Here is a 25,143-nt window from a genome sequence, read left to right as displayed (position 1 = left end):
ATTTCGTGGTATAAGCCTCAAATAAATCGAGGACGATGAAAATGCCAAGACCGTCAACTTTGCTGAAGAGAAATCGCAAGTTCATTCACCAACTTGCCGAAAAATATCGCGTTCGCAATCCGCGTGTATTCGGATCGATCGCGGCTGGTACAGATACGGAAGAAAGCGATATCGATATTTTGGTCGATGAAACTCCAGAAACCACATTCTTCAAGCTCGGTGGCCTTCAAATCGAACTTGAAGAAAGGCTTGGCGTCAAGGTTGATGTATGTACACCGGGAGATTTACCTGAGAAGTTCCGCCAGGATGTGATCAACAGGGCCATCGCCATATGAGCCAACCGGAATTGCGTCTGTCCGACTACCTGGCTCACATCAGAGAAGCCTGCCAGGAAGCCATCAACTTTACAGATGGCATGAAATTCGAAGACTTTACACTTGATATCAAGAGCCAGCGGGCTGTCATGATGGATTTCATCATGATCGGAGAGGCTTCGTCCCGCATAGCAAAAGAGTACCCCGAGTTTATTGCCAGCCGCTCGGATATCCCATGGATCCAAATGCGCGGCATGCGCAATCGCGTGGCGCACGGATATTTTGACCTGAACCTCAGCACAGTATGGAAATCAATCCAGGTAGAATTGCCGGAGCTCCTGACCGCTCGTTCGAAATAATCAACGACCGCCAAGAGCGCCGCGCCAGTATGATCGATATCTGCTCCTAACAACAACGCCATATCGACGGCCTATTCTTCCTTGCCTTGGAAGGTGTGAACCGTTCCGGCACCGACCTTCAGCCAATCCGAGAGTTCATCGGTTTCAGTGCAACACTTTATGAGAGACCGCTTCTTCGGGGACACACCTATCAAAGCTCAGTGTAGCTACACCGCGAATTCGAAGGGTGCCAGGCAGGCGCCGTAAGGGACGCGCACTGTCAATAGTGCGGGTACGGCTGGGTTCGCAACGATGTTGACCATGCAAGGCACTAACTCACAAACTTTCGTAAGCGGGTAGGCTACCCACGTATCTTTCGTCGGTATGATGGGCGATTTTCTGCGTGAATCATGCGGAGAATCCTATGAGCGACACTGTGAATCAGGCCCGGACATTCGAGGTTTTGACGGCGGAACCTGTGCGGAGCCGACGGCCGCCGCGTGACTGGTCGGATGACGCTGAATGCTTTGTTGGCTGCGGAAATAAAGCTGGCAGCATCATGTGTCGTGACGCCGGCGAGCCTTGCGACCTGCCCGCCTGCAAGGGGGACTTCTATCGTGGTGAAACCCAGCGTGCTGGTAATCTTTGCCGGGCCAGCCCAGGAAGAAAAGGGCGCCTGATGGTGGCTACCAAGGAAGTTGATTCCTGTGGCAGTCAGCTCCGCGGCCCATGACGCGTGACCGAGGGAACGAAGGAATACTCCCTTCCATGCGCGTCTTTTGAGCTGCTTTGGCGCTGTCATTTTTCGGCGCCTCCGCTTGCTATCAGAATGTCCTGGGTAGCGCGAAATGCGTCTTGCAGCGACTTGTGGTTATCGAGACCTTCGAGAGCATAGCTGTTGAGGAACTGGCGCCCGGCGAACAGCTTGCGGTCGACGGGGTTCAGGTCTGCTTCGTCGCAGACGCCTTGCCAGTGCTCGGCGATGGTTGTGATCTGATGTTCGATCAGCGCGGCGGCTTCGGTTTCTTTCAGGTGATAATCCGGCGCGGCGGCGAGCAGAGTGGCGAGCGTGCTGGCGCGGCTATCGCCCTTGATGAGCATGGCCTGCGTGGCTTCGTTGCCGGTACGGCCTTGCGGGCAGATGTCATAGGCAGGCGTCAGCGTCAGCATCCTGCCATCCCAGAAGGCGGCATGATTGCGGGCATGGTCGTCGGTGTTACCGCACAGCACATTGAAGCAGATCCGTCCGTAGAGCTCCTTAAGAGTGTCCTTAGGGTCAGTGAAGCGGTGGCGGATGAGTTCGGCCAAGTCTTCGTAGGAGGCATAGCGGGCCATCATCTCATCGAGGCCCAGCATGGTCAGGGCAGAAACCATGGCGTGCCGCGTCCAGCCATCTTTTGTATGCGTGCGGTCAAAGCGCTCGATAAGCAGCACGTCCTTATGGGCGGCGCGGGTCATCGACACGGGCGCTGCGCTCAGTTCGCAGGCCGCTGCCAGCTTCATCGCGATGAATTCGGCCTTCACGACGCTGTAAGTGTCGTTGGCGGCCGAGAATTTAGCGATGAATTTCTTTGCGCCGTCGTCGATGAGAGCCTTGGGGCGTGCACCACCAATCGACGTGCCGTGATTGAGGGCCTGATCGAGTGCCGGGGTCAGAGGCACGCCTTTTTCGATAAGGGCGGCCGCTTCCATGAGTTCGGCGAGCGATGCTTGTGCGGCAAGGCGGGGGACATACTCTGTGGCCGATGCCTGGAAATCGAGGGCGCCAATGCGGTCAGAGCCCGATTGGAGCAGAAAGGTCAGCTCGCTGATCTCCGGCACGCCAGCAGCGTCGGGCTTTTTGCCCGTCAGCCTATTGATGATGACGCGGCGACCCCAAGCGTCCGGCGAGGCGTCGCGAATGCAGCTTGCCATTTGTAAGCCGTTGATGGGCGCGATGACTCCTTCCTGGAGGGGGAGTTCAGGTTCATAGAGGGAAATGGCGCTCCTACGGCGCCGGTAGCTCGTACCGTAGGTAAAGAGCAGGCGTTCGCCATCCTGGTCCAGGCGGCCCGCGACGACCGGTTCCGTCGCCCCCGGCAGCCACATCCAGACAAAAGCTTCGGTAGCGTCCGCCTTAGAAGTCATCATCGATTTCCTTCACACTGTGGCGGACGCTCTTAGGCAGAAGGGTCAGTTTTTCGTCAAGGCGGGCATTGTGCATCTGGAGGGTGCGCTCGTCATAGTCGAACAGGCGTACGCCGACGATGGAGGCGACCTCAAAGGCGATGCCGATCTCGGGGCCCGGCGCGCCTTTTTCGATGCTGGAAAGGGTCGTGCGGCTGATGCCGGCGCGGTCGGCCAGTTCTTGCGCGGTCAGGCCGCGCTCGGCACGGCCGACGCGGATCAGCTTGCCGAGCATGGCGAGCGCCTGGTGTGTGACTCTGGAGTAGCTTCTCTGACGGGGCACGGTTATACCTGATTTGTTCATTTGAGTGGACGTGATGCCTTCTCATGTCCGGAATTTTGCACATTATGCCATAGGGCTGACGTCTAGTCAAGCTTTGTTCATTTGATTGATCATAAGAGTTGTTCGTGCCCAGAATTTTGTACAAACTAAAAGTCTTGCGCGCCCGCGAGCGGTCAGGCTCTAGTCTTTGCCCGGAGCCCCGCAACGGGTGGCACCGTTACCTTAATCAGAGCGTAAACATCAGCGGCGATAACAGGGTATGACGGAACCTCGCGCCTCACTTTATCACCGCCATCGTTTTCCAGCCGAAATCATCGCCGAAGCTGTGTGGCTGTATTTCCGCTTTCCCTTGAGCTTTCGCATGGTTGAAGACATGCTGGCCTACCGGGGGATTATTGTTACCCGCAAAACGGTCCGCGAATGGGCTGAGAAGTTCGGGCGAGACTATACCAACAAAATCCGTCGCCGTACCCCACGCCTTGGTGATAAATGGCACTTGGATGAAGTCGTTATTACGATAAAAGGCAAACGCCATTTTCTGTGGCGCGCTGTTGATCAGGATGGCTTTGTGTTGGAAGTTTTGGTTCAAAAACGCCGTGATACCAAGGCTTCCAAGCGTTTCATGCGTAAACTGCTATCCAGTCAGGGTGCTTCTCCTCGTATCATGGTCACAGATAAGCTTGGCTCTTATGGAACGGCCAAGCGGGAGATCGGTCTCACTCTATGTGATCATCGTCAGCATAAGAGGCTGAACAATCGGGCTGAGAATTCCCACCAGCCCATACGGCGGCGCGAGCGGGTGATGAAGCGATTCAAATCAGCACGACATTTGCAACGCTTCGCATCAGTCCACGACCCGATTTACAACCTTCGTCACTTTCCCCGCAATCAATTCAACGCCACTGATCATCGCGAACTACGACAAACCGCCACCAGCATGTGGCGTGAAATCGCATGCCTGAAAGCCAAGTAGGAACAACAATATAGGCCGAGTTACGCTCGCGCTCCGATTAAGGTAACGGTGCCCGCCCCATATTCTCACGGACATATCCGTTACATCAGAGAAAAGCGGATCACATCTGGCTTCTGCTTTATTCCGCACCCAAAACATAATCCACCCAAGCAGGCCTATGTTCCGGCATCATCAATAAAGATGCCGAGATGCCATGGCGCAACAATGCAATTAGCTTGAACGCATCATGCCAGATCGGGCAATCCATTTGCATTCCCGCGGCTCATTTCGTTTATGGTCTTACGGTAACGGGTCTTGCGACCAGTAAGGAGGACAAATGACTGTCATACTTCCTAGCAGCGGACGTAGCATAGTGACTGCCGCTGTCACGCCGTGCGAACATCTCCGATGAATTCCTCGAGTGTGATCAGATGTGGGCGCACCGCTTGTAGATAGGCGTCATGGATTCCAGCCGGGACGACAAGACGCACGCCTACTTCGGTCATTTCACGGAATTGCGCTTCTGAAACATCTTCCTGAAGGGTCAGACGATGTTTCGTTCGAATGCGTTCGACTTCATTTATAATCTGCCGCCATCTGTCCTTGCATGTTGTTTTTGCGCCAAGCATACGTAATCGATGCGCTGGAAATGATGCGTCCTCATAGGCTGTAATGTTCGGGACCAACCCATCAGATTCAATATCAGTTGCCGGGTCAATATTGACATGGACCATAACATGGACCATTTATTATGCAAAGTATGTGCGAAACACAAAGGAACATGGACCATGCGCGTATCTGTCAGTGACGCGAAAGGCCAGCTCACCGAACTGGTAAAGCGAGCTGAAGCCGGGGATGAAGTCATTTTGACCCGTCGCGGCCATGAGATCGCACGGCTTGTAGCCGTTGCGACAGCGCCCGGCCCTAAGGGCCGACGCGCACTGATGGAAAGGGTGAGGGCAACGGCGGCGGCGAAAGCATTACCCGGGGCTAATGCTGCGCGTAGTCAGGACTTTCTTTATGACGACGATGGGATGCCCATATGATCGCCGTCGATACATCCGCGCTCATGGCGATCGTCCTCAATGAGCCCAAAGGCGAAGCTTGCATGACCGCAATCGAACAGTCTGATGAGCTATTGATTTCCGCAGGAACAGTTACTGAAGCCCTCATTGTTGCTGCGCGACGTAATGTCGGTGAAGAGGTTGACGCATTGATTTCCGGGCTCGGCTTCGAAATCGTATCCGTGACAGCCGCTTCCGCACGCCGGGTCGCTAACGCTTACGCCAGATGGGGCAAAGGCATTCACCCAGCTTCGCTCAACTATGGTGACTGCTTTTCCTATGAAGTTGCTCACGAGCATGGCTGTCCCTTGCTCTATGTAGGAGACGACTTCGTTCAAACAGACCTGCGCTCGGTTCTATAATGGTTGACTCCAGCCAATGCGATATCCGGTTAACCGGCGATGCAATGTTTCTCACCGCTATGACTTCTTCGAGAAAGCAGCGTCGGTATTGTCTCGACCAAATGAAATAAGCTGGTTGCGCGCCTAGGATGCATTATTTTCCCATCGGTTCCAGAATAACGCGCCTGCTAATAACACCATTTCGGCACCAGAACCCTTTTCTTTCACGATGACTCATATCCGCATGATGCGAAGTAGTTTTGAGCATTTTGTGAATCGATATAGGCTCTAACGGTGAATGAACCGCAATACTATCCGATTCCTGGACACGCTGCCCCGGACGCCTACCAAATTCCCGATGCGTGTTTTCGGATATTGTTTCCTGCACACTTCAAATTTGAGATCGTGCTTGATAGGATCCGCCGCGTGTAAACATCACCGATAACGTGACCGGAGATGTCTGCATATCCCCGGCGGTCCGGGAAGAGCGTCGGGGATTTAAATGATTTGGGCAATTACGATGACTGTCGCAACACAGCACATGCACACCATAATGACGTATCGTACAGAAAACAGTTCGCTGAACCAATCATCGAAACGATGATCCTGTGCTGATTCCGCCTGTTCGTTGGCTTCAGTGGTGAAAAGCGCGTTTAACACTTTTGATTTATGATAATCGAGACGACCATGCATGACCCCGCTCCTGCATATTGAGAGTGGTATTTATCATAAAGTCAAATTTCGATCATCTTTGACTTTCGTTGATCGACATAAGTTTACAACCGTACCGTCGTCAAACGGTAGCGGGCTGTAAAACCGTGAACAGCGCCCCACCATCGCGGTCCAGATCCTGAATATCCAGGAGAAGCAAGCCATCGGATTCGGGCACCACGAGTTCCGTCTTTGTGGCGTTCATTGCGGCTGCAACGGCCTTTTTGTTTCCCCACGCTTTTCCACGCCTGGTCACATCCGGACCATCTTCAGGCCTAGCGATGCTGAATTCAACGCCGCCCACATCAATGCCGTCGCAGATGAGATTTCCGGTTCCATGCAATAATGTAACAGCCATCACTACTCCCTGTTTCTTAATCAAAATCATCCAAAGTTTAGCAGCTTGTCAGTTTTCAGAACCATCCTGCTTCGCTTTTAACCGCTCATTCAATAGGAGCTTGAGCCGCGCATTTTCCGCTTCCAGCTCTTCCAGTTCTTCGTCTGTCACCGGTCCGTCTTCAGGCTTGGGATTTGGCCTTTTCGCACGAGGCCGCTTTTGCGGTGATTTGAGAACGGGAGGCGAGGCTAGAATTTCATCTATCCCCTCCTCTTTCCGCTCGGGCTCCACAACAACTGGCCCTTCTTGAGGGACCTTCGGCTCTTCAGCGGACGATAACACCTCAGAAGAAGCGACGGGCTCGACCTTTGGGGCTGCTGCCTTGCCATTTATTTCATCGGGATCTGTGGTCGTAACTTTGATGGATAGTCGCGTTGGCAATATAGGTTCAGGCTGCTCAGAGCTTTCGCCGGCTGTGGGTTCAGCATCTGGCTTTTCGTTCGGCAAAGCCGACCTCTTCCGCGATCGCCAACTCTTCAACCGCGCAACGAGACGTTCCCCCAGTGACTTCATCGTGATCGACCTCCCTATCTGGTGTGCCGAGATGCTGTCAGCTTGAGCCTGACAACACAATAGTTTTGGCAACCATGGGCCCTTACACATGTCACCAGAACGCTTGAACAGATCAGTTATCGAGGCTGGCAGAGCAGTCTTAGCGATCGTTTCTCTACTGCTGTTCCAATCGTCGAAGCATTTTGAGCAACTGTCTGTTCTCCATGCGCAATCTGGCGGCCAGTTCACGTTTCAGATCGGCATTCTCTATTTCAAGAGCTGACAATTCAGCCTGAATATCGGGCTCGGCAACCACCCGATTTGCCGCTTCTTGTTTCTGTGAAGCTGATTTTTTCAAACTGCGTCGAACAGATGGCTTTTTCTTCCTGACAATAGCATCCGCCACCATGTTTGCTGTTTGCAGCTCTTCCATTGCGATTAGCGCCTCTTCAGGCCCTGAGGCGTCAATGTTGGAAAGTTCTGGCTCGCTCAGAGCCTCTTCAACTTGCTTGATGACCGGCTCAGTTTGCGGCACAGCATTTATGGTCGTGGTCTCAGATTTGCGTTCAATCGGCTTGGATAGATCAGGCTGGACCCGAACCTCCACTGGAGATTGGGGCGCATCGGCCTCCACTTGCCGGGCAATCGACTTCAGATCCAGATTTCCCCACAAAGATGACGAGCCCTTGCGAGTACGCTTGTTCTTATATTCAACGACAATATTACGGTTTGGATTTTTCATCCGTGAGTAGCTTTCCAGAGGAGATTTGAAGGTACGCTCCACGCGCGTCAAAGGGCCTTTTACCAGTAGCTACATATTACGCGGCGGATTTTCAACACTCAACAGAATGTCCGACCTGCTCGATATGTCCTGAAAGCAAGTTCATCTCATCTTGAACACATGATGTACACGGCCTTATTGTTACATCAACCATTGACCTGTATTTTTGACGCCTAAATGAATTTCCAAACATCGATCTGGAGAAGCATACCATGGCAGACGAAACCATTGTAGCAGTAAACGAGACACCAGTTGAGGTGAGAAGCGCCGAGCCTGTGGGTGCCACGAAGAAAACCCGTGCACCACGCAAAAAAGCTGAGCCTAGGCCCGCAAAGGCGGCTGCAGCACCTGCCGCTAAAACCACGAGGGCCGCATCCAGACCAGAGAAAGCGGCCAAAGCTGCTTCAAAAGCAGCACCCGCTGCAACACCACCGGTAGAGAACAAGCGCAACAAGTACACGCCGGCCCAGCGCGCCTCCATCCTTGCTTCGATCGAAAAAGCAACAAAAGACGGCAAGACCACTCTCAAGGCTGCATTGCAGCAGACTAAAGTGAGTGAGCAGACCTACTATAACTGGAAGAACGCTGCTACAAAGAAAGCGCCCGCGCCGTCGGCAGGGTCGTCCAGCGATGATCTTTCCAGCTTGGTTGCACTGGAAGCAGAGAACCTCAAGCTACGCCAGGAACTTGCTGCAAAGCTGCGTGCTGAGAATGAAGAGTTGCGTAGACGTCTGGGTCGAACCTGAGGCGAATTGCTCCGCAGCATCTGCACCAGGGTGCTGACAAAACAGATGACTTCCCACGTGTAAGTCATCTGTTGGCCTTTCGATGATGAAAATTCGAAGCCTTTGTTCTCTCCTTCCAAAGGCTCTCTAATAAGGCCAAGAGTGAGGATTACCATTCCGCACAACTTCTGGTCTGGATTAGTGCATGACGACTACCAAGCGTCACGGGCAGGATTATGCTGACTGCCAATACCAAGATGGAGTCACATCATGATTTTGGATCCCGCTCAGGCCGAGGCACTCTACAAAGCGATACAAGCCCTGAATGAAGGGGGCGGCCAGCTACTTAACGCTTCCTTTGACGCATTCGTCCTCGGTGAGGCAATCATTGATGTTTGCACCCACACTGATGATCGCATCGAACTGCGATCTGCCGACAATGTAACTGAAATACACGACGACCTATCCGCTTTCGCAGTTGCCTATCGTTTGCAAGCACTGTGATTGCTCAAGCGAAGGATGACACTGCGTTCGATTTCAGTTTTTTATCTATGAAATCTTCGTACGGACCGCTGGGCTGAAACTTAACAGAAGACAATTGAATAATGCGCTTAACCCATAGACCGGGTCATCGTCCAATGACGTGCTTTTTTGCTATTTCCAAGGCCTTCCGCGCATTGTTCTCAGCGGTCTCCTCGGTCGGCGCGACAGACTGGATTGTGAGCCTGTCTCCGCCCTCCACGACAAAAATATTCACCCCCTTCAAGCCACCGACATTCGGGAGGCGGATAAGTCGTCCAACTGCAGGGGAGACATCGATTTTCTCGATTTTAAACCCGATTTTTTCGGAATTGACGTCCAGCTCTGTGAGATAACCTTCGTCCGTTCTGTTTTCTTGCCCTTGCTCGTCGACATGGCGATCGATAGCGATCATCAAATGTTGATCGTCATCTGTTCCGCAGCAGGACATCCGAAAGTTAGTCGGTTCTTCCGCATGATACGCAGAGGCATCGAAAATCGACCAGAACTCCTGCTTGATGGGCGTGAACTCGTGGATTTTGAAACCGTCGGCCCGCACGGGGACATTAATTCCGGCAAGTGCAATCGCGATGACGACCGCTATGAAAGATCTATTTTTCATTCAGGGCACCATTACATTAAGTTAAGCACGACCACAGTGAATCTGGACCGCTACGCTTGATAAAATAGTCAAAACTTGCGTCATGATAGCGTTCATGCAGCCAAATCAGTTCAGTCACAGTGGTCCGGCGCAGGACAGCTCGACGCGGACATCTTTACCTGCAATCAGATTCTGATCGGATGCGAGGATCAGTGTTCTGTCGCCCTCTCGTGCAAGCGAAATGATGCCTTGCTGCAGTTTCTGGCGTATGCCGTTGATGTCCACGCTGGCGGTGTAATTGACCAATGCAGACATGCATCCACACATTCCGATCGACCGGTGCAAATTCAACCTCGCGTCGAAGGAAACAATGTTTGCCTGCCTCTTCACCTGCCCGGGCTTCAGATCGGCGCAGGCCGATAGTCCGTTCTGCAAATCAATTTCGACGGCATCGCTGGAAGCTGCTTGTCCCGCGGAGATAGCGCAAAGGAACACAGCCACGAATGATCTGAATAAGGACCTTCTTCTCCGTGCAGAAATCCTGATGACCTCGTCTGCTTCAGGAAGCATTTGACCCGAAACACTAATCATTTTTCGTTTTGATCCGTTCGTCGTTAGCCTCATCTGTCTTTAACGGAGCAATGTGCTGTTTCAAATTGCCGATCAAACCAGTTTCTCGCCCCGCATCTTTTTCTGATTTCGGTCCGTCGTCGATTGCCAACGCACTTAGGAGCGCTCTGGTCTCATAATTTCCAGCATGCGCATCTCCTGTAACCAACACTGTTTTTCCTCCGTGAGACGCAGCGTCCCTTAGCGCCTCGAGCCGATTGATTTCCATCATAAATGCCATGGCGTCGGCATCTGTCAGTGTCGTATCTGCTCGAAAGGCCGCAAGGGCTCTCGCATTGCCTTCTGCGATAATGCTACGACTGGCTGCGATCCCCCGCGCCGTAATTGACATCGCAGCAGCAGAAGCCTCCGCACTCTTTGTCCGCTTTATCTTCTCAGCCTCCCCATCGTTGTGCGCCGCTTCCAATCTGCGCTGAGACGCAAGCACTTCGTTGAAGGCTGAAATCATCTCCGGCGTTGGCCGTGGATCATCAATCAACACGGCACGGATCTCATAACCATATGCATTAATAGCTTCGTCCAGAGATTCACGGACAGTACGCGTGAACTCATCGCGATCGGTATAAAGTTGGTCGAATGTTCTCGCCGCCGCGACGGCGCGCGCATCTGTTGCGACGTAGGATTCGATTTGCTCTTCTGGATTATGCAATTCGTAAAAGGCCGCCTCTACCGCGGAAGGAATAACCCGATATTGCAGGCTGATCGGCATGGTGACAAAAGCATTGTCTTTGGATTTGACGCCAAGTTGAAGAGATATCTGTTTCGTCTGCAAGGAAAACGGCGAGCGGGCGCGCTGAAATGGCCAGGGAAATTTGATCGACAGACCCGCTTTACGATAACCAGTGAAGCGCCCAAACGTTTCAACAATTCTCACGTGCTGCTGAGGCGTCATGACAAAGAAGCTCTTAAGCCAACGCAATCCCAGATATATCGCCAGTATGACAATGATAACCGAAACAGGCGTTGTAATAAAGGAACTAGAAAATTCGAATCCGAGTAAATTAAACATTCCAATCCTTCTAACTTTCGACTTCACTATTTTCAGTTGCTCACTGAAGGGCGCAGTTCCTCATCGTTCAACGCAGAACATTATAATTGGCGGCATTCGCTATTCTAACCAAAGCTCTTTGACTGGCAAGACGCTCTGGTATGTGTGTCACCGACAGTAGCCTGCTTCATGCGATAAATGACCTTATGGACTGCAGAAAGCTGCTCATTCCCACCGAGTGGGTGCCACAGGCTGCGACATATATTGAGTTTGGACAATTATGCTGGCGACGCGGACAAGTATATGGGCGCGCCAAACTCTATTCACATTCCCTCAATAGGACAGCGAACTACCAGAGTGCAGGGATTAGGAAAGGGAAACTCAAAAAGGGTGCAGAATGTCCGTATTGCGGAAAACTTTTCGGCCCTGGAGCAGATGTCCCTGATCACATATATCCGGTCGCACGCGGAGGCTTATCAGTAGCAGAAAACATGGCTTACATCTGCGCACGCTTTAATCAAAAGAAGAGCAACCGCACGCTTAATGAATATATTTACGAATATCGATTAGACATGAAGGATATACATATTAGATTGAGAAAACGAGGGAAAATCTTTTGATATCGTTTTCCCCAGAGCGACGGCTATTCTAAAAATCCAGCTTACTAAACATCAACTCTTTTGTTTTAGACGAAAAGTCAATTATTTGCTGTCGATCAGCAAGTTGGGATATATTTACGGACATGGCAACGCTGGTTATGCTGCCATCAAGCTGTGTAAATATCTCACCATCGGAATCCAAAGGTGGCCGTTCTAAGCTGCGCCAAACATCCTGAAACCAGGTTGAGCCACCTGGATACTCACTATCGCATTTCCATGCCCACTTCTCGCAGATTTCTGGAATTGTGCGATAGCAAACTGGCCCTTCTCGGCCCTCAGATCTCGTCAACGATGCTGACGATCCTGCCATCCTCGATACGGAACGACGACGCACCGGAGAAGGCCAGTTCCTGCCCAGCTTTCCATCCGTTCGGAAGGTCAATCGCCACCACAGCGGAATATGCGATCTCAACTAGTGTCGTGTCCGCGACGGTGATTGCGTTTGTGACGGTCTGCCGCCGCGTTTCAAACGCCGATGCTCCGAATTTCGCCATCTCTTCAAGGCTCTGCTTGTCCGATGTCTCGGCCGTAACCTGACCACCCGAAATGTTCCGGAAAGACACTTTGTCGGAGAGGCAGACTAGCATCCCGTCGACATCCTTGTTGTTGTAGGCATTAATATAGGCTTGGATTAGGTCGGGCAGGCTTGCCATAAATCACACTCCATCTGCATCGGCATTTGTATAATCACCGTTCCCGTCGCAAAAGTCCCAAAACTTGCGACGCTCAAGAGTATGACACCGGTAAAATATCGTATCAAAAAAGCAATTTGGGTGCGGAACAAGATTTAACGATCAAGGCAAAGATTAAAACAGATCCCCGACCCAATCTTCAAATGCATGACGTACCCGAATTACAAAAACTGTTCCGTCTACTTCAATTTGATAAATAATGAGGTGGGCTTTAAACGGGTGCACCCGCACAGGTGGAGAAATTTCTTCCCGTGCACGTGCCATTTGTGGGTTCTTTGCAATTAAATCCAGAGTGTTAAACAACTCTGCATGATAGCGTTTCGCCTGCACAGGCCCAAACATTGCTATACCCTGCTCGGCGATAGCAATGATATCGTCTTCCGCAAGACCAGAGAGTTAAATTCCATCAGTTGCGTTTCAGAGATTTTTCGGTGTTAGCGAGTGCCACTGCGAAGAGTTCGTCCTGTGAACGACTTCCTGGGCCACTTTGTAAACCCTCGTCAACAAAGCGCTGCATCGCTGCGATCTTATCGCTGCGCATTTGATCTTTACGGATCAAATCGCGTACATAGTCACTCGCATTCGAATAGCGTCCCGTTTTGGCCTGAGCCTCAACCCATTCTTTCATAGGATGAGGGAGCGATACGTTCATCGTTACCATCAAATTCTCCCTTCACTGCAATTAAAATCGCAGATTGGCAAAGTTTGTCAATGTTATTATCACTACCTGTCCATTTAACATTCTCGGCCAGACCGTTGATTATGATTGCCAGTCAACAACGGGCCTTCGCAACCATCCGGTGTTCAATATCGTGTGTGTTAAACGTGGCCCCGCCGGCTCTAAAAAGTGCTGTACAGATATTGGGCAGTAAACAGATCGAGATGCCCGCCACCGACATTCTTGTAGACCGTGATCTGGCGATCATCGCTGCGGCCCGGATGTTTTGACTGACATAGCTCAATCAAATCAGCTTCGATCTGCTCAAGCTTGATCAGTCCAGTGGCGAGCGGAATTCCGAGTTCGCCCGAACCATCACAGCAATGGCGCGTATCAACAAATACCCGTCCGGCACGACGGAACACGTCATCATCGGCTTCACGCATGTCCGGCATATAGGCACCGATCAGATCGACATGAGCGCCCTCTTTGAGGAGTTTACCCTTAACCAGCGGATTGGTCGACATGGTGACACACGATATGATGTCCGCCATCGATACTGTGTTATCGAGATTCTCCACGGCAACGATGTCGACGCCAGCAATGTCAAGTCGGCTGGCAAGTTTTTCCGCCCTGTCGAAGTTGCGGTTCCAGATAAAGACTTGATCGATCGACGGTCGGCTGGCGCAATGAGCCTGCACCACATGGGGCGCTAGCCCCCCGGCACCAACCACCAGCAAGGTACGGGCGTCCTTGCGCGCCAGCAGGCTGGCGCCAAGTGCCGAATCTGCCGCCGTCTTCTTGAAGGTTTCAATGGCGCCATCACAGACCATGAGTGCTTCGCCGGTCTGACCGCTGAACAGCGTTACCGTGCCTTGGATCGAAGGTTGGGCCACAGGAAGTTTGACATTCGCAGGGAAAACACCGACCAGCTTGACGGCAACCGCCTCCCCTTCGAGCCAAGCTACCAGGGACACAAACTGGTTGTCTGCGCTTTTCCGATCCTGAAGCACGGTAGTGTCGCTTTGCGGTCGTTTGCCGCTCGCATGCGCTTGACGCAAGGCTTCGATCAATCCCGGATAATCGAGCGCGGCTTCGGTTTGCTGTGCATTGAGAATTATCATCATTCGTTCCTGTCACGCCACGCGCTTCAAAAAACTTTTAGTACGCGGATGTTGTGGATTGCCCATAACCTTTTTAGGCGGGCCGGATTCAACAATCACGCCACCATCCATGAAAATCAGGTGGTCGGCGACTTCGCGGGCGAAGTTCATTTCATGCGTGACGACAATCATGGTCACGCCGTCTTCGGCCAACTGGCGCATCACCGCCAGAACCTCACCGACCAGTTCCGGATCAAGAGCTGATGTGGGTTCATCAAAAAGCATCAGCCGAGGCTGCATGGCCAATGAACGGGCAATCGCCACGCGTTGCTGCTGCCCACCGGAGAGCTGGTCGGGATAATAATTCGCGCGCTCGGTAAGGCCGACTTTTTCCAGCAACTTCATCGCCGCAGCAATGGCCGCCTGACGGCTAATCTTACGCACGATCATAGGCGCCTCGATGATGTTTTCCACCACGGTCTTATGGGGGAAGAGATGGAAGCCCTGGAACACCATGCCCATTTTCTGGCGCTGGCGTGCCAGTTCGTTGAAGGACATCGTATAAAGCCGCTCACCCTGCCAACGCATGCCGATCGGCTCGCCTTCCAGCAACACGGCACCCGAATCCGGCACTTCGAGATAGTTCAGACAGCGCAGCAATGTGCTTTTGCCGGAGCCGGATGGGCCGACAATGCAGGTCACGTCCCCCTTTTCCACCGTTATGTCGATGCCGTCGAGCACCCGGTGATTGCCAAAAGATTTGGTCAGTCTTTCCACCTGCAGCAGTGGCAAGCTCGCGGGCGTTTCATTCATTTTTGATATCCAAGCGCAAATTTGAAGGGCAGCAGTCTGGACAGGAATGACGCGGAACGGGTGATCTGCCGGGATTTCAGGTGGTTCTCGATATGGTGTTCGATGATAGTCAGGGCGGTTGACAGGATGAGATACCAGATCGTAGCCACGATCAGCAGCGGAATGGTCTGATATGTGCGCGAATAAATCATCTGCGCCGAATAGAGCAGATCGGGCAAGGCAAGCACGCTGACCAGCGACGTGAATTTCAGCATTGAAATGGTGTCATTGCCGATCGGCGGAATGATAATACGGATTGCCTGCGGCAGCACGATGCGCTTCATGATCTGAAACCGCGTCATGCCAAGTGTCGCGGCGGCCTCGGTCTGGCCCGGATTGATCGCCTGGATGCCAGCGCGGATGGTTTCGGCGGCATAGGCGCTTTCTGTAAAGGACAGGCCAAGCAGTGCTGCACTCATCGGCGTGATCAGCGTGTTCATGTCCCAGGACCACAATGTCGGCCCGAACGGAATGCCAATGGTCAGATTGGGAACCAGAAGCGCCAGATTGTACCAGAAAATCAGCTGAACCAGGGGTGGAACGCCGCGAAAGAACCATATCCACAGCCAGCTTGCCCATTGCAGCACCGGATTGGCCGAAAGGCGCATCACGGCCAGTATGATGCCGATTGCAAAACCGAAGATCATTGCGGCAAAAGTCAGGAACAGCGTGCGCGCCAAGCCAGCGAGAATGTCGGGATGAAACATGTAGCGCACAACAATGTTCCATTGCAGGTTCTCATTGGTCGCCAGCATATTGACAAAACTCAATGCGATCAGAATGAGCACGGCGCCGGTGATCCATCGAGACGGATGGCGCACGGGTATCGGTTTGACACTATGTATATCCGGCCGGTGCGCGACCGTCTTTGCTGTTCTTGCCATGATTTACTCCAGACTACCGTATCGTGTTTAGCGAAATTCGTATTCGAACTTACCAAACCCGCCGGCCCGTGTTCCGGGCCGGCCCTTGCGTAATGGACCGCGGCTGTATTCGCACCGCCGCCGGCTGACGGGCGTTCTCCTTCAATCGGCCCTGACTATTTTGGCTCCGGATTGTCCTTAGTAACCAGAACCGCCTTTTCCAGGGTGCCGGCGCCATCAACGCCCCACTTTGCCATGGTTTCCTTGTAGGAGCCGTCATCGATCATGGACTGGATGGCATCACGGAAAACTGGCCCAAGCGCATCACCCTTGCGCACGCCAATGCCGTTGAAGACCGGATTGCTGACCAGTTCAGATACGCTGAAGCGCCCCGTAATCTTGGCCATATAGTGCATTTTTGCCGATCCGGCCGCCACCATCTCAACACGCCCCGAGGACACAGCCAGTTCGGCGGCGTTCTGGGTGGTGAATTGCTGCAGGTTAATCGGCTTCTCACCGGCGGATTCGCACAATTCCGCGCTCTTTTCCTTCAGATATTGGTAGTCCCAGGCACCTGTCATCACTGCAACGCTATGGCCGCACAGATCTTTTTCCGACTTGATGGAAAAATCCTTGCCTTTCAAGAAGGCATAGGCGGTGCCTTCCTTGCGCTGAGGAATGAAATCAAGCGAATCAAGCCGTTCCGGCGTCACACCGAAGGAAGAAAATCCGGCGTCAAAACGCTTGCTGGCCAGGCCCGGAATGATGGCGTCGAAACTGGTTGCGGTAAATTCGAATGGTACGCCAATGCGTTCCGATATGGCTTTGGCCATGTCGATGCTCCAGCCTTTCAGGACGCCGTCTTCGACAAACTCGTCCGGTGGCCAGTCATTGAAGGCAGCAATCTTGACGCCCTTCCTATAATTCTCCGGCACAGCGTCCTGTAGTGCCTTGATCGGTGCGGCATGCACCGAGGTGATGCTGGCGGCCGTGGCCAGCGCCGCCAGCGCTACCATCATGCGCCGGGATGCGGTTTTGCGACGATTGGTCATTTATCTCCCCTTTGATTGGAACTTTATCCCCGTGCGAGGCTCGTCTTCTACTTGCGTTGCTGAAAATGATATGCGAACGTTCTCACAATATAGCCATTGATTGATCGCATCCGTCAAGTTGAAAGTTGAGATCAGGCCCATCATCGCCTATGAAACGGTACAGGTATTGAGCAGCGTGAAACTGCTTGGAAGGAACGCGCAGACATGAGTGAACGACGCGCCGACAAGACGACCATTGCCGATGTGGCGCGCCTGGCCGGCGTCAGCACCGCGACCGCCGGACGTGTATTGGGCGGCTATGGCTATACCAGCGAAGAAATCCGCGACAAGGTGAAGAAATCCGCTGATATGCTGGGCTATCGCCCCAATCTGCTGGCACGCAGTCTTATCACCGGGCGCAGCAAGACCATAGGCGTTGTCGCGGGCGACATGCAAAGCCCGTTTTACGCCAGTATTCTGCGCGGTATTTCCGATGTGGTTCGTGCGCGCGGCTTTGGCTTGATCGTCACCAACAGCGATGAATCGATCGATCGTGAGCTGGAGGCAGTGGATCTTCTGCGCGAAAAGCAGGCCGACGGCATCATCATTGCGCCCTGTGATATTCTCAAGGCGCAGCACTTGCACGATGTCGTTGCCAGCGGCTGTCCGGTGGTTCAGATCGATCGCCGCGTGAAGGGATTGAAGGCGGATTCGGTGACCGTCAATGGCCGCCAGGCCGCCCACGCCGCAGTGACCCAAATGATTCTCGACGGCCATAGTCGGATTGGCGTACTGGCGGAACTCGAGCATGGCCGCTACAAGAATCTCAACGCATTTCTTCACGACCGCCAGCACAAGAAAATCGATATTTCATCGCTTTATCCGAGCTGGCAACGTCTGCTCGGCTATATCGAAGCGCATGAGGAAGCCGGGATCGCCTTTGATCCGAGCCTCGTTGCCCAGGTGGGCAGCTATTCGATCGATATTGCCCGCCAGCACGCCATCGCGTTGCTGACCCGGGAAACCCCGCCTTCAGCGCTGTTTACCACCGATGGATTGATGTCAGCCGGCGCCATGCTGGCAATCAGCGAACTCGATATTTCCATTCCGCAGCAACTGTCCGTGGTCTGCTTCGACGATCTGGACTGGATGTCGTTCTTTACCCCTAAACTGACGGCAATCCGGCAGCCGCTGCTCGAGGTTGGCGAAGCCGCGGCTCGTCTGGTCCTGGAGCGGCTCGATAGCGCCGATCGGGCGCAGCAGGATATCGTGCTGCATGCCGAATGGCAGCCGCGCTGTTCGCTCGCCCGCCATCCCGGTTGATCTGGCCGGTCTTAACCTCAAAAAGACACGCGCAGCGAGCTCAATCCTGCAACTCGGCTATAGGCTCGCCGAGATCAATCGGCGCGGCATGACCTGTACCACCATATTGGCCACATGTCGCCGCAGCAACGCGTGACGCCGCCTGTAGCAATGTTGCGGGCGCCTCGCCTTTCACCAGGCCATAAAGGGTGCGGGCGATGAAACTGTCACCAGCGCCTAACGTGTCAACCGCCACAATCGGTGTTGCTTCGGCATGGAAAACCCCTTGCGCACCGGCAAGAACTGCGCCCTTGGTGCCGCGGGTGATCAGCACCCAATCCGCGCCGCTCTCGCGCAGGCAGGCAATGGTCGCCGTAACCTCGTCCGGCGAAAGCTCACCGCCCGAAACAGCGGCTAGAAAGCATTTCGGGCCGATGCGTCGATAGTGTTCCACGTCGCGACGGGTGGAGAAATCATAGGACAGACGTTGCGGCGCAATGGCATCCAGCCAGCCGTCAAGGCCGCTCGACTGACCGATATGGACGGCATCGAACCGGCGCGCAAACTGAATATCGGCGGCGCTCGGCTCAAACATAGACACTCCGAGATCAAAGCGGATGAAATAGCGATCATTGTTACCGCGATGACCAATGATGCAATAGGCCGTCTTGCCTGTGGCCTCCATGCGCAGATGCGAAGTATCGACGTCCTCGTCGCGCAGTGCGGCCTGAATGACCCTTCCGGCCGCATCTGCGGCAACCACGCCGATATAGGCCGCCTCGGCCCCAAAACGGCTCATATGGATAGCGACATTGACACAGTTACCGCCCGGAAACATTTCCCGACGCGAAATGTAACAATCGACGACATTATCGCCCATCGCCGCGATTTTGATCATTCTTATTTTCCCAATTGACAAGATGTGAGAACGTTCGCACACTAAAGTAGAACTGTCAACGTATCGCGGGGTTGGTACCGGGAAATGTTGCACTGGACCGGAACGGCTGCCGATCGGCACAGCCGGGCTCTTCAAGACGCTGAAAAGAGGAATAGAATGCCCAAACAACTTCCTACCGATATTGCTGAAACCTTGAATGCGCTTGCGCAGCGGGATTTTTCGCATGTGTTTCTGGTTGCCTGCGGCGGATCGCTGTCAATCATGCATCCGGGCAAGTATTTTCTGGATCGCCATTCGGGACTGCTGACCTCTGATGTCTATAATGGCGACGAGTTCGTCACACGCGACCCGCGTCGCCTCAACAGCGATGCCATTGTCATTCTGTGCTCCCAGACGGGCACCACCAAGGAAACGGTGCGGGCGGCAGAACATGCCCGTCGCCGGGGCGCCTGCGTGATCTCCCTGACGCTGGATCCGCAATCGCCGCTCGCCGCCGCCGCCGACCACGTGCTGCAATACCAGGCGTCCTACACCACCGGCATTCCGATCGATGGTGCCGACAGCAATTACAGCGTGCTTTACATGTTGCTGGCGGGCATTGTCGATTTACGCGACAAGACCAGCCTGCTGCCCAAACTGCTGGAAAGCCTGCCGGCACTGCAACCGGCCATTGAACGCGGTCAGCAGCATTTTGATGAAACCTTTACCAGATATGCAGAGCGCTATGGCCGCGAAAAAGTCGTGTACACCATGGCTAGCGGTCCGGTTTATGGCGCAGCCTATTCATTCTCCATCTGCGTGCTCATGGAAATGCTGTGGATCAACTCGCAAGCTATCCACGCCAATGAGTTCTTCCATGGCCCATTCGAAGTCGTCGATAAAAATGCCTGCTTCGTCGTCATGATTGGGCTCGATGAAACGCGTGCGCTGGCCGAGCGTGGCCGGGATTTCCTGTACCGTTTCGGCGAGCCGGACAATATGTTGGTGCTGGATGCAGCGAAACTCGATCTCGCTGACATAGATGACACTTTCAAGGGATATTTCGTGCCGTTGATTTTCTTCGATGCTCTTTGGAAATTTGCCTATAAGTTGGCGGCGAAACGTGAACAGGTCATGCTGGACGGTCGCCGCTACATGAAAAAGATCACCGATTACTAAGCAGCCCTGAGCGCCGGTCCATCTCTGTTGAAGCTGGGCCGGCGCTGCACTTAATTCTCACGCGATTACATGATAGGGTGACGTCACGTTGCACTTGATGTTACCTTGAAAATTCTATCAAAAATTCCATGCTGCAAAGTCCTTGAAGCCATGACCGGTTACGATGCAAACGACAACCGCATCCCGCGCGATATGCCCTTGGGCAAATAGTCTGCGCACAGCAGCAAGCGAAGTTGCCCCAGTTGGCTCGCAGAATATTCCGGTTGTTCGCGCGAGATCTTTCATCGCTTCAAGGATAAATTCGTCCTCAACACCTATTGCCATCCCCCCAGTCGCGCGAACAAGCGAAAGCGTATGACTTCCTTCCTGAGGGTAGAATTGCAATGGATCGGATATCCCCGACGCGACAGTTTTCGGTTGTTCCCAAGGCTCAACATTCATTTCACCCGCTGCAAAGGCACGCGCAATAGGCGCACAGCCCAACGCCTGCGCAGCAACAAGCCTGGGCAGGCATCCGGCTGCATCCTTAAACCCGGTAAAAACTCCTTTCACCAACGGCCCGGAACTGGTTGGTACGCTGACCCAATCCGGTACATCGTCACCCAGTGCGTTATAAATCTCCTGTCCCACCAGACGCAGCGCATCAACACCATAGGGATTGAGATAAGTGGTTGTGACATTGACAAAGCCCGTCTTGCGACAAATATCCAAAGCGTGGGCAAAAGAATTGCCATAGTGTCCGGGAATTTTTTCCAGACGAGCACCATAGGCCATTATCTGCGTGAGTTTTCCCTCCGGTGTCAGTTCAGGACAGACAATGACTGCGGGCAATCCCAGGTGCGCGGCATAACGGGCCGCCGCTGCACCCGCATTGCCGCTGGATGCGCAAACGATGCCGCGGGCACCGAATGACATCGCCTTGCTAATCGCTGCGGCGACCAGTCTATCTTTGAATGAGCCGGATGGATTGCCGGTTTCATCCTTGATATAGAGCCTTCCACAAAAGGCTTCGTGCAGCAATGTCTCCGGAACACGACGCAGAGGCGTGTTTCCCTCACCCAGCGTTACCTCCTCATCCACGAAATCACTTGTTGCCCAATAACCGCTTTTTTCTTCGAGGTGCTGAACTTCTAGAATGCCTTCGCACTTATCGCAGCGATAAACGAGCGAGGCCGCCACTCTTGCTGCACATTGCGTGCACTGCAACGCGATCGATGCGAGTCGGTTTTGGTTAGCCAGACTGCTACGTTCAATATTCATTGCATCATTCCCCGCGCGGCGACTGGGAACACGCATTCGACGCGCCCTTTTCGTACACCGACATACCAATCGTAACGATCCACTGTCGGATCGCAATGTCCCGGCACCAAACGAAGCTTTTCGCCGATCTGCAGTCGCTCTCCATCCGCATGAACTATGAGTGCACCGTGTTCATCGGATGCACCGGCATAGGTGACGTTGCGGTGACCGTAAACCAGCGGCAGGCCGCTATCGACCGCAATGCCCTTATGGCCGCAATCCAGCACAGCCAGATCTGGACGCGGAGCGCTCATGACGGTACTCAAGACAAAAAGCGACTGGCTGAAAGGCGGCATGGGATCGTTGCGGCTGTAGTCGGCATCCATGAACAGATAGGAGCCAGCCTGTAATTCTGTATAGACTTGGCTTGCCGCCTCATATCGGAAGGTGCCGGTACCGCCACCCCCGACGATGTCGCATGAAAGTCCGCGCTTTCGTATTGCCGTGATCGTCGCTTCGGTCTTCTCAACCGCCTGTCTTATGGCCTCAAAGCGCTCTTCTTCGCTGCGAAAATGCTGAGCTGCGCCATGATAGGACTGCAGTCCACCGAATATGAGATGTTTGCTGTTCGCGATTGCTGCGGCAAGCTCCGCCGCCGGTTCGCCCGGAGCAATTCCGCAGCGCATTCCGCCGACATTGATCTCAACCAGAACCCTGAAACGTTTGCCGCTGTCAGCCGCAACTTTCTCGACCAAATTGACGACTGATTCATTGTCGGCGCAAACCGCAACATCGCTCATGCCAGATAAAGCCAGCAGGCGCGCAAGCTTACGTTCGCTTACGACCTCGTTCGACACCAGAATGTCGGAAACACCGCCCCATGCGAGCACTTCCGCTTCACCGGTTTTCTGAACGCATTGACCGACAGCGCCGCGCGCCATCTGCCAGTGCGCAATGACCGGTGACTTGTGTGTTTTTGCATGCGCCCTCAATCGAATACCTGACGACGCGCAATAGGTTGCCATACGATCCAGATTGTCTTCCATTTTGTCGAGATCGATGATCAGCGCGGGCGTATCGATATCCGCCTCTCTCATTCCCGGCTGAGCCGGCGGAACCTGTAGCATTCTCAAATCCTCTGGCAGAAATCGGCTGTTTGCTACCCTGCCGACAGATCGTTGTCGGCAGGGTAAGGGTTTCATGCCGCGATGGATGTTTTTTCCGTCGTGGTAAGGGTCGCGAAATTATCCCTGATATATTCAGCGGCCCGCAGCGCCAAGGCCGATATCGTCGGCGTGGGATTGACGACACCACCGGTTGCTAGCACGCTTCCGTCAACGATGAACAGATTTGGGACTTCCCAGGTCTGGTTCCATTTATTAACAACCGACGTTTCGGGATCGCTTCCCATGCGACATGTGCCGATCATATGCCAGGCAGGTGTCCGATAGACGCCATTCTTGTCACGATAATCATGCAAGCGATACTCAAACGCACCACATGCCTTTGCCAGATCTTCCAGGCGATCAAGCATATAGTTCATCATGCGCTTGTCATTTTCGCCCGGTGCATAATGGGTGCGGGCGGCTGGCACTCCATCGGAATCGGTCAATTCCGGATCGAGTGTCACCCGGTTCTCGGGATTTGGCAGATCGTCACCGATGGCAAAAACCCCGATCGAATGACCAAAATGCTTCTGGAACCAACTGTGATGGTTTTTACCCCAAGGAGCTCGCGCAGAAGTAAACCAGCCTGCGGCCAGTTCTCCCGCGGATGGCGAAGACGTGATACAGTTGAAATTGAAGCCATTAACGAAACCACGTGACGGATCGGTTTCCGCAAACTGGCGTGAAATCAGCGACGCGACATAGCCAGTCTGGCCATCAACCGGCTCATTCACCCACATTTCACAAGCGACAAGCGTATGGTGTAAGAGATAACGGCCAACCTGATCGTTGCTGTTCGCCAGATTGTCGGAAGCAAGCAGAAGGCGCGGCGTTCCGATTCCATTGGCGGCAACGATAACCAAGCGAGCCTTTTGGAATCGCTTCAAACCGGTATTGCGGTCGACATAAAGCGCGCCGGTCGCCCGTCCGTCACTATCCTTTTCGATACGCAGCACGCGCGCGTGGATACGCAACTCGCAGCCGGCATCAAGTGCCTTGGGCCAGATCGACATGGAGTACTTGCTCATTGAGCCGCGCGGACAACCGTTGCAGACACCACAATTGTTACAGGCTGGACGCCCGTCATAATCCTCGGTGATGGCTCCTGCTTCTACCGGCCACCAATGCCAATCGAGGTTGTCGAAACCGGAAGAGAGTCGTTTGGCCACTTTCGACACCGGCATGGGACGGGTTGGGCAGGGCTCCCGATCAGGCATGGCCGGATCACCCGCCAACCCGGAGACACCAACCAATTTATCCGCCGCTTCGTAGAAGGGCGCCAGGTCTTCATAGGAAATCGGCCAATCGGGTTGTAACCCATGTTCCGTCCCTTTTCGAAAATCGGATGGACGGTATCGCGGCCAGATGGCGCCATACACATTCGTCGATCCACCAACTCCGTTCCACATCAGTATTTGCGAGGAATCCGAGTTGACCGGAAAATCGTCCGGATGGGACCTCTTATTGACATCCGGGCTCCAATTAGTGCGCCGCTGCCAGGACCAATCCGAATGAAGATGCGGGTGATCTTCAGCCTCAACCCAGGAGCCCTGCTCAAGGCAAACCACATCAAGTCCGGCGTGTGCCAGTACCAGTGCCGCGAGAGAGCCGGTTGCACCGGCACCGATAATCAAAACGTCGCAAGTCCGATCCGCAGTCATCGTGCAACTCCCCAGTTTTCAGTTTTCTGCGTTTCAAGCGCCAGTTCGGAAATATCGACAGGCACGACAGCGTCCGTCGCGAGATAATGACCGCGATTGTGAGTGGGGATATCCTTGCTGAAGTCAAACGGCTCCATCGGATAGCCAGATAGATGAGGACGGATGGAATAAGGTCTGCCGCTTTGCTGGATAACCGATACGACAAACGGCGTCTCGTAATAGGCAAGCACGGTTGCGATGTAAATTTTGTCAAAAAGATCGGGATCACGAACTTCGAACGCAGCAACCGCTTCAGTCCGCTGCATTGGTTCGTCGCTCGATAGGCTGCCATTGAGCCAGCCAATCAAATCGGCAAATTTTTCAAGAGCTGCAGTGTCCCATGATGAAAGCAACCGCAGAGCAATAATCCCGTGGACGCCTGCCGCAGAAGCCGACGGCCAGATTGCATCGCCCGGTATGAGTTCATCAACAAGCGCCGCAATCATTCTCGCCTCTTCGTCCGCAGACAGCGCGAAATTGACCAGCCGTTCGTCCTTTCTCGATACAGATTCCATCCTAT

At 53.6% G+C, this 25,143-nt stretch carries 31 protein-coding genes and 1 pseudogene; 10 read left to right on the top strand and 22 right to left on the bottom strand.

Going from position 1 to position 25,143, the window contains the following annotated elements; translation table 11 throughout:
• The first annotated feature begins 35 nt into the window (after nucleotides 1-35).
• A complete protein-coding gene (locus FGI60_RS22750) occupies nucleotides 36-335 on the top strand; it encodes a nucleotidyltransferase family protein (protein WP_374844040.1) in 300 nt (99 codons plus the stop codon).
• Nucleotides 332-673, top strand: coding sequence for a HepT-like ribonuclease domain-containing protein (locus FGI60_RS22745; RefSeq protein ID WP_138787117.1), 342 nt, complete (start codon nucleotides 332-334; stop codon nucleotides 671-673). Before FGI60_RS22750 ends, FGI60_RS22745 begins: the two co-directional genes overlap by 4 nt.
• A 777-nt stretch (nucleotides 674-1,450) precedes the next feature.
• Here the strand turns inward: FGI60_RS22745 and FGI60_RS22735 are convergent.
• Both FGI60_RS22735 and FGI60_RS22730 read right to left on the bottom strand, forming a co-directional pair.
• Nucleotides 1,451-2,779 carry a type II toxin-antitoxin system HipA family toxin gene (locus tag FGI60_RS22735; RefSeq protein ID WP_138787135.1) on the bottom strand — a complete coding sequence of 443 codons (1,329 nt, stop codon included), beginning with the start codon at nucleotides 2,777-2,779 and terminating at the stop codon, nucleotides 1,451-1,453.
• The gene (locus tag FGI60_RS22730; protein WP_168436837.1) at nucleotides 2,769-3,053 is read right to left on the bottom strand and encodes a helix-turn-helix transcriptional regulator; all 285 of its coding nucleotides are present in this window, start codon (nucleotides 3,051-3,053) and stop codon (nucleotides 2,769-2,771) included. The genes FGI60_RS22735 and FGI60_RS22730 overlap by 11 nt, the downstream gene beginning before the upstream one ends.
• Nucleotides 3,054-3,360: 307 nt before the next feature.
• Between FGI60_RS22730 and FGI60_RS22725 the strand changes: the two genes are divergently transcribed.
• On the top strand, nucleotides 3,361-4,074 hold the full coding sequence (locus FGI60_RS22725; RefSeq protein WP_138787116.1) for an IS6 family transposase: 714 nt from the start codon (nucleotides 3,361-3,363) through the stop codon (nucleotides 4,072-4,074).
• Nucleotides 4,075-4,439: 365 nt separating this feature from the next.
• Here the strand turns inward: FGI60_RS22725 and FGI60_RS22720 are convergent, their stop codons facing one another.
• Nucleotides 4,440-4,799, bottom strand: a complete 360-nt coding sequence (locus tag FGI60_RS22720; RefSeq protein WP_138787115.1) for a type II restriction endonuclease — start codon at nucleotides 4,797-4,799, stop codon at nucleotides 4,440-4,442.
• Nucleotides 4,800-4,841: 42 nt separating this feature from the next.
• Here FGI60_RS22720 and FGI60_RS22715 point away from each other — a divergent pair, with 42 nt between their 5' ends.
• Together FGI60_RS22715 and FGI60_RS22710 are read left to right on the top strand one after the other, a co-directional pair.
• Complete coding sequence (locus FGI60_RS22715; RefSeq protein WP_138787114.1) at nucleotides 4,842-5,099, top strand: type II toxin-antitoxin system Phd/YefM family antitoxin; 258 nt, start codon at nucleotides 4,842-4,844, stop codon at nucleotides 5,097-5,099.
• Nucleotides 5,096-5,479 (top strand): type II toxin-antitoxin system VapC family toxin, encoded by a 384-nt coding sequence (locus tag FGI60_RS22710; protein WP_112591076.1) that lies wholly within the window; start codon nucleotides 5,096-5,098, stop codon nucleotides 5,477-5,479. The genes FGI60_RS22715 and FGI60_RS22710 overlap by 4 nt, the downstream gene beginning before the upstream one ends.
• A gap of 477 nt (nucleotides 5,480-5,956) precedes the next feature.
• On the opposite strand, the gene FGI60_RS22705 is transcribed toward FGI60_RS22710, so the two are convergent.
• The 4 genes from FGI60_RS22705 to FGI60_RS22690 all read right to left on the bottom strand — a co-directional run bounded on the left by FGI60_RS22705 (nucleotide 5,957) and on the right by FGI60_RS22690 (nucleotide 7,800).
• Complete coding sequence (locus FGI60_RS22705) at nucleotides 5,957-6,151, bottom strand: hypothetical protein (protein ID WP_138787113.1); 195 nt, start codon at nucleotides 6,149-6,151, stop codon at nucleotides 5,957-5,959.
• Nucleotides 6,152-6,251: 100 nt separating this feature from the next.
• Nucleotides 6,252-6,557 (bottom strand): hypothetical protein, encoded by a 306-nt coding sequence (locus FGI60_RS22700; RefSeq protein WP_138787112.1) that lies wholly within the window; start codon nucleotides 6,555-6,557, stop codon nucleotides 6,252-6,254.
• A gap of 18 nt (nucleotides 6,558-6,575) precedes the next feature.
• Nucleotides 6,576-7,013 (bottom strand): hypothetical protein, encoded by a 438-nt coding sequence (locus tag FGI60_RS22695; protein ID WP_235889905.1) that lies wholly within the window; start codon nucleotides 7,011-7,013, stop codon nucleotides 6,576-6,578.
• A 220-nt stretch (nucleotides 7,014-7,233) separates the two neighbouring features.
• Entirely contained in the window at nucleotides 7,234-7,800 is a 567-nt protein-coding gene (locus FGI60_RS22690) for a hypothetical protein (RefSeq protein WP_138787110.1), read from the bottom strand.
• Nucleotides 7,801-8,051: 251 nt separating this feature from the next.
• On the opposite strand from FGI60_RS22690, the gene FGI60_RS22685 reads away from it, so the two are divergent.
• Complete coding sequence (locus FGI60_RS22685; RefSeq protein ID WP_138787109.1) at nucleotides 8,052-8,585, top strand: transposase; 534 nt, start codon at nucleotides 8,052-8,054, stop codon at nucleotides 8,583-8,585.
• Nucleotides 8,586-8,834: 249 nt separating this feature from the next.
• A complete protein-coding gene (locus tag FGI60_RS22680; protein ID WP_235889904.1) occupies nucleotides 8,835-9,068 on the top strand; it encodes a hypothetical protein in 234 nt (77 codons plus the stop codon).
• A gap of 124 nt (nucleotides 9,069-9,192) precedes the next feature.
• On the opposite strand, the gene FGI60_RS22675 is transcribed toward FGI60_RS22680, so the two are convergent.
• The 3 genes from FGI60_RS22675 to FGI60_RS22665 all read right to left on the bottom strand — a co-directional run bounded on the left by FGI60_RS22675 (nucleotide 9,193) and on the right by FGI60_RS22665 (nucleotide 11,323).
• Nucleotides 9,193-9,705, bottom strand: a complete 513-nt coding sequence (locus FGI60_RS22675; protein ID WP_138787108.1) for a hypothetical protein — start codon at nucleotides 9,703-9,705, stop codon at nucleotides 9,193-9,195.
• Nucleotides 9,706-9,819: 114 nt separating this feature from the next.
• On the bottom strand, nucleotides 9,820-10,185 hold the full coding sequence (locus FGI60_RS22670; protein ID WP_171058838.1) for a DUF2195 family protein: 366 nt from the start codon (nucleotides 10,183-10,185) through the stop codon (nucleotides 9,820-9,822).
• Between the two features lie 82 nt (nucleotides 10,186-10,267).
• Nucleotides 10,268-11,323 carry an SPFH domain-containing protein gene (locus FGI60_RS22665; RefSeq protein WP_138787106.1) on the bottom strand — a complete coding sequence of 352 codons (1,056 nt, stop codon included), beginning with the start codon at nucleotides 11,321-11,323 and terminating at the stop codon, nucleotides 10,268-10,270.
• Nucleotides 11,324-11,463: 140 nt separating this feature from the next.
• On the opposite strand from FGI60_RS22665, the gene FGI60_RS26840 reads away from it, so the two are divergent.
• Nucleotides 11,464-11,922 (top strand): HNH endonuclease, encoded by a 459-nt coding sequence (locus FGI60_RS26840; protein WP_138787105.1) that lies wholly within the window; start codon nucleotides 11,464-11,466, stop codon nucleotides 11,920-11,922.
• Nucleotides 11,923-12,236: 314 nt separating this feature from the next.
• Here FGI60_RS26840 and FGI60_RS22655 read toward each other — a convergent pair whose 3' ends face one another.
• The 7 genes and pseudogenes from FGI60_RS22655 to FGI60_RS22625 all read right to left on the bottom strand — a co-directional run bounded on the left by FGI60_RS22655 (nucleotide 12,237) and on the right by FGI60_RS22625 (nucleotide 17,181).
• Nucleotides 12,237-12,614: a nuclear transport factor 2 family protein gene (locus FGI60_RS22655; RefSeq protein ID WP_138787104.1), complete on the bottom strand. Its 378-nt coding sequence runs from the start codon at nucleotides 12,612-12,614 to the stop codon at nucleotides 12,237-12,239.
• Between the two features lie 153 nt (nucleotides 12,615-12,767).
• Nucleotides 12,768-13,049, bottom strand: a pseudogene (locus tag FGI60_RS22650) (type II toxin-antitoxin system RelE/ParE family toxin); the annotation flags it as partial.
• A 10-nt stretch (nucleotides 13,050-13,059) separates the two neighbouring features.
• Complete coding sequence (locus tag FGI60_RS22645) at nucleotides 13,060-13,314, bottom strand: type II toxin-antitoxin system ParD family antitoxin (protein WP_021586553.1); 255 nt, start codon at nucleotides 13,312-13,314, stop codon at nucleotides 13,060-13,062.
• 179 nt (nucleotides 13,315-13,493) lie between these two features.
• Nucleotides 13,494-14,435: an ornithine cyclodeaminase gene (locus FGI60_RS22640; RefSeq protein WP_312196800.1), complete on the bottom strand. Its 942-nt coding sequence runs from the start codon at nucleotides 14,433-14,435 to the stop codon at nucleotides 13,494-13,496.
• A 12-nt stretch (nucleotides 14,436-14,447) separates the two neighbouring features.
• Nucleotides 14,448-15,227, bottom strand: coding sequence for an amino acid ABC transporter ATP-binding protein (locus FGI60_RS22635; protein WP_036586995.1), 780 nt, complete (start codon nucleotides 15,225-15,227; stop codon nucleotides 14,448-14,450).
• A complete protein-coding gene (locus tag FGI60_RS22630; RefSeq protein ID WP_051517825.1) occupies nucleotides 15,224-16,150 on the bottom strand; it encodes an amino acid ABC transporter permease in 927 nt (308 codons plus the stop codon). Before FGI60_RS22630 ends, FGI60_RS22635 begins: the two co-directional genes overlap by 4 nt.
• A 155-nt stretch (nucleotides 16,151-16,305) precedes the next feature.
• Nucleotides 16,306-17,181 (bottom strand): ABC transporter substrate-binding protein, encoded by an 876-nt coding sequence (locus tag FGI60_RS22625; protein ID WP_138787101.1) that lies wholly within the window; start codon nucleotides 17,179-17,181, stop codon nucleotides 16,306-16,308.
• 204 nt (nucleotides 17,182-17,385) lie between these two features.
• Here FGI60_RS22625 and FGI60_RS22620 point away from each other — a divergent pair, with 204 nt between their 5' ends.
• Nucleotides 17,386-18,483 (top strand): LacI family DNA-binding transcriptional regulator, encoded by a 1,098-nt coding sequence (locus FGI60_RS22620; protein WP_036586993.1) that lies wholly within the window; start codon nucleotides 17,386-17,388, stop codon nucleotides 18,481-18,483.
• A 40-nt stretch (nucleotides 18,484-18,523) separates the two neighbouring features.
• Here the strand turns inward: FGI60_RS22620 and FGI60_RS22615 are convergent, their stop codons facing one another.
• Nucleotides 18,524-19,585, bottom strand: coding sequence for a PfkB family carbohydrate kinase (locus tag FGI60_RS22615; protein ID WP_255447027.1), 1,062 nt, complete (start codon nucleotides 19,583-19,585; stop codon nucleotides 18,524-18,526).
• On the opposite strand from FGI60_RS22615, the gene FGI60_RS22610 reads away from it, so the two are divergent.
• Complete coding sequence (locus FGI60_RS22610) at nucleotides 19,517-20,518, top strand: SIS domain-containing protein (RefSeq protein ID WP_036586989.1); 1,002 nt, start codon at nucleotides 19,517-19,519, stop codon at nucleotides 20,516-20,518. The two genes, FGI60_RS22615 and FGI60_RS22610, sit on opposite strands and share 69 nt — an antisense overlap.
• A 117-nt stretch (nucleotides 20,519-20,635) precedes the next feature.
• Here the strand turns inward: FGI60_RS22610 and FGI60_RS22605 are convergent, their stop codons facing one another.
• The 4 genes from FGI60_RS22605 to FGI60_RS22590 all read right to left on the bottom strand — a co-directional run bounded on the left by FGI60_RS22605 (nucleotide 20,636) and on the right by FGI60_RS22590 (nucleotide 25,069).
• Nucleotides 20,636-21,778: a pyridoxal-phosphate dependent enzyme gene (locus tag FGI60_RS22605; RefSeq protein ID WP_138787100.1), complete on the bottom strand. Its 1,143-nt coding sequence runs from the start codon at nucleotides 21,776-21,778 to the stop codon at nucleotides 20,636-20,638.
• Nucleotides 21,775-22,884: a DSD1 family PLP-dependent enzyme gene (locus tag FGI60_RS22600; RefSeq protein WP_138787099.1), complete on the bottom strand. Its 1,110-nt coding sequence runs from the start codon at nucleotides 22,882-22,884 to the stop codon at nucleotides 21,775-21,777. The genes FGI60_RS22605 and FGI60_RS22600 overlap by 4 nt, the downstream gene beginning before the upstream one ends.
• Before the next feature lie 71 nt (nucleotides 22,885-22,955).
• Complete coding sequence (locus FGI60_RS22595) at nucleotides 22,956-24,584, bottom strand: GMC family oxidoreductase (protein WP_138787098.1); 1,629 nt, start codon at nucleotides 24,582-24,584, stop codon at nucleotides 22,956-22,958.
• Nucleotides 24,581-25,069, bottom strand: a complete 489-nt coding sequence (locus FGI60_RS22590; RefSeq protein ID WP_138787097.1) for a gluconate 2-dehydrogenase subunit 3 family protein — start codon at nucleotides 25,067-25,069, stop codon at nucleotides 24,581-24,583. The genes FGI60_RS22595 and FGI60_RS22590 overlap by 4 nt, the downstream gene beginning before the upstream one ends.
• Nucleotides 25,070-25,143: the final 74 nt, after the last annotated feature.

The organism is Brucella haematophila, assembly GCF_005938105.1.
In the GTDB taxonomy this organism is placed as follows: domain Bacteria; phylum Pseudomonadota; class Alphaproteobacteria; order Rhizobiales; family Rhizobiaceae; genus Brucella; species Brucella haematophila.
The sequence above is the reverse complement of the archived record's forward strand: the minus strand, read 5'-3'. Positions and strand labels throughout refer to the sequence as shown.

Bases quoted from the DNA above. Each gene is read 5' to 3' on its own strand.
- FGI60_RS22750 (WP_374844040.1), top strand. From the start codon at position 36: ATGAAAATGCCAAGACCGTCAACTTTGCTGAAGAGAAATCGCAAGTTC.
- FGI60_RS22745 (WP_138787117.1), top strand. From the start codon at position 332: ATGAGCCAACCGGAATTGCGTCTGTCCGACTACCTGGCTCACATCAGA.
- FGI60_RS22735 (WP_138787135.1), bottom strand. From the start codon at position 2,779: ATGACTTCTAAGGCGGACGCTACCGAAGCTTTTGTCTGGATGTGGCTG.
- FGI60_RS22730 (WP_168436837.1), bottom strand. From the start codon at position 3,053: ATGCTCGGCAAGCTGATCCGCGTCGGCCGTGCCGAGCGCGGCCTGACC.
- FGI60_RS22725 (WP_138787116.1), top strand. From the start codon at position 3,361: ATGACGGAACCTCGCGCCTCACTTTATCACCGCCATCGTTTTCCAGCC.
- FGI60_RS22720 (WP_138787115.1), bottom strand. From the start codon at position 4,799: ATGGTCCATGTTATGGTCCATGTCAATATTGACCCGGCAACTGATATT.
- FGI60_RS22715 (WP_138787114.1), top strand. From the start codon at position 4,842: ATGCGCGTATCTGTCAGTGACGCGAAAGGCCAGCTCACCGAACTGGTA.
- FGI60_RS22710 (WP_112591076.1), top strand. From the start codon at position 5,096: ATGATCGCCGTCGATACATCCGCGCTCATGGCGATCGTCCTCAATGAG.
- FGI60_RS22705 (WP_138787113.1), bottom strand. From the start codon at position 6,151: ATGCATGGTCGTCTCGATTATCATAAATCAAAAGTGTTAAACGCGCTT.
- FGI60_RS22700 (WP_138787112.1), bottom strand. From the start codon at position 6,557: ATGATTTTGATTAAGAAACAGGGAGTAGTGATGGCTGTTACATTATTG.
- FGI60_RS22690 (WP_138787110.1), bottom strand. From the start codon at position 7,800: ATGAAAAATCCAAACCGTAATATTGTCGTTGAATATAAGAACAAGCGT.
- FGI60_RS22685 (WP_138787109.1), top strand. From the start codon at position 8,052: ATGGCAGACGAAACCATTGTAGCAGTAAACGAGACACCAGTTGAGGTG.
- FGI60_RS22680 (WP_235889904.1), top strand. From the start codon at position 8,835: ATGATTTTGGATCCCGCTCAGGCCGAGGCACTCTACAAAGCGATACAA.
- FGI60_RS22675 (WP_138787108.1), bottom strand. From the start codon at position 9,705: ATGAAAAATAGATCTTTCATAGCGGTCGTCATCGCGATTGCACTTGCC.
- FGI60_RS22665 (WP_138787106.1), bottom strand. From the start codon at position 11,323: ATGTTTAATTTACTCGGATTCGAATTTTCTAGTTCCTTTATTACAACG.
- FGI60_RS26840 (WP_138787105.1), top strand. From the start codon at position 11,464: ATGTGTGTCACCGACAGTAGCCTGCTTCATGCGATAAATGACCTTATG.
- FGI60_RS22655 (WP_138787104.1), bottom strand. From the start codon at position 12,614: ATGGCAAGCCTGCCCGACCTAATCCAAGCCTATATTAATGCCTACAAC.
- FGI60_RS22645 (WP_021586553.1), bottom strand. From the start codon at position 13,314: ATGGTAACGATGAACGTATCGCTCCCTCATCCTATGAAAGAATGGGTT.
- FGI60_RS22640 (WP_312196800.1), bottom strand. From the start codon at position 14,435: ATGATAATTCTCAATGCACAGCAAACCGAAGCCGCGCTCGATTATCCG.
- FGI60_RS22635 (WP_036586995.1), bottom strand. From the start codon at position 15,227: ATGAATGAAACGCCCGCGAGCTTGCCACTGCTGCAGGTGGAAAGACTG.
- FGI60_RS22630 (WP_051517825.1), bottom strand. From the start codon at position 16,150: ATGGCAAGAACAGCAAAGACGGTCGCGCACCGGCCGGATATACATAGT.
- FGI60_RS22625 (WP_138787101.1), bottom strand. From the start codon at position 17,181: ATGACCAATCGTCGCAAAACCGCATCCCGGCGCATGATGGTAGCGCTG.
- FGI60_RS22620 (WP_036586993.1), top strand. From the start codon at position 17,386: ATGAGTGAACGACGCGCCGACAAGACGACCATTGCCGATGTGGCGCGC.
- FGI60_RS22610 (WP_036586989.1), top strand. From the start codon at position 19,517: ATGCCCAAACAACTTCCTACCGATATTGCTGAAACCTTGAATGCGCTT.
- FGI60_RS22615 (WP_255447027.1), bottom strand. From the start codon at position 19,585: ATGCGAAAAATCCCGCTGCGCAAGCGCATTCAAGGTTTCAGCAATATC.
- FGI60_RS22605 (WP_138787100.1), bottom strand. From the start codon at position 21,778: ATGAATATTGAACGTAGCAGTCTGGCTAACCAAAACCGACTCGCATCG.
- FGI60_RS22600 (WP_138787099.1), bottom strand. From the start codon at position 22,884: ATGCTACAGGTTCCGCCGGCTCAGCCGGGAATGAGAGAGGCGGATATC.
- FGI60_RS22595 (WP_138787098.1), bottom strand. From the start codon at position 24,584: ATGACTGCGGATCGGACTTGCGACGTTTTGATTATCGGTGCCGGTGCA.
- FGI60_RS22590 (WP_138787097.1), bottom strand. From the start codon at position 25,069: ATGATTGCGGCGCTTGTTGATGAACTCATACCGGGCGATGCAATCTGG.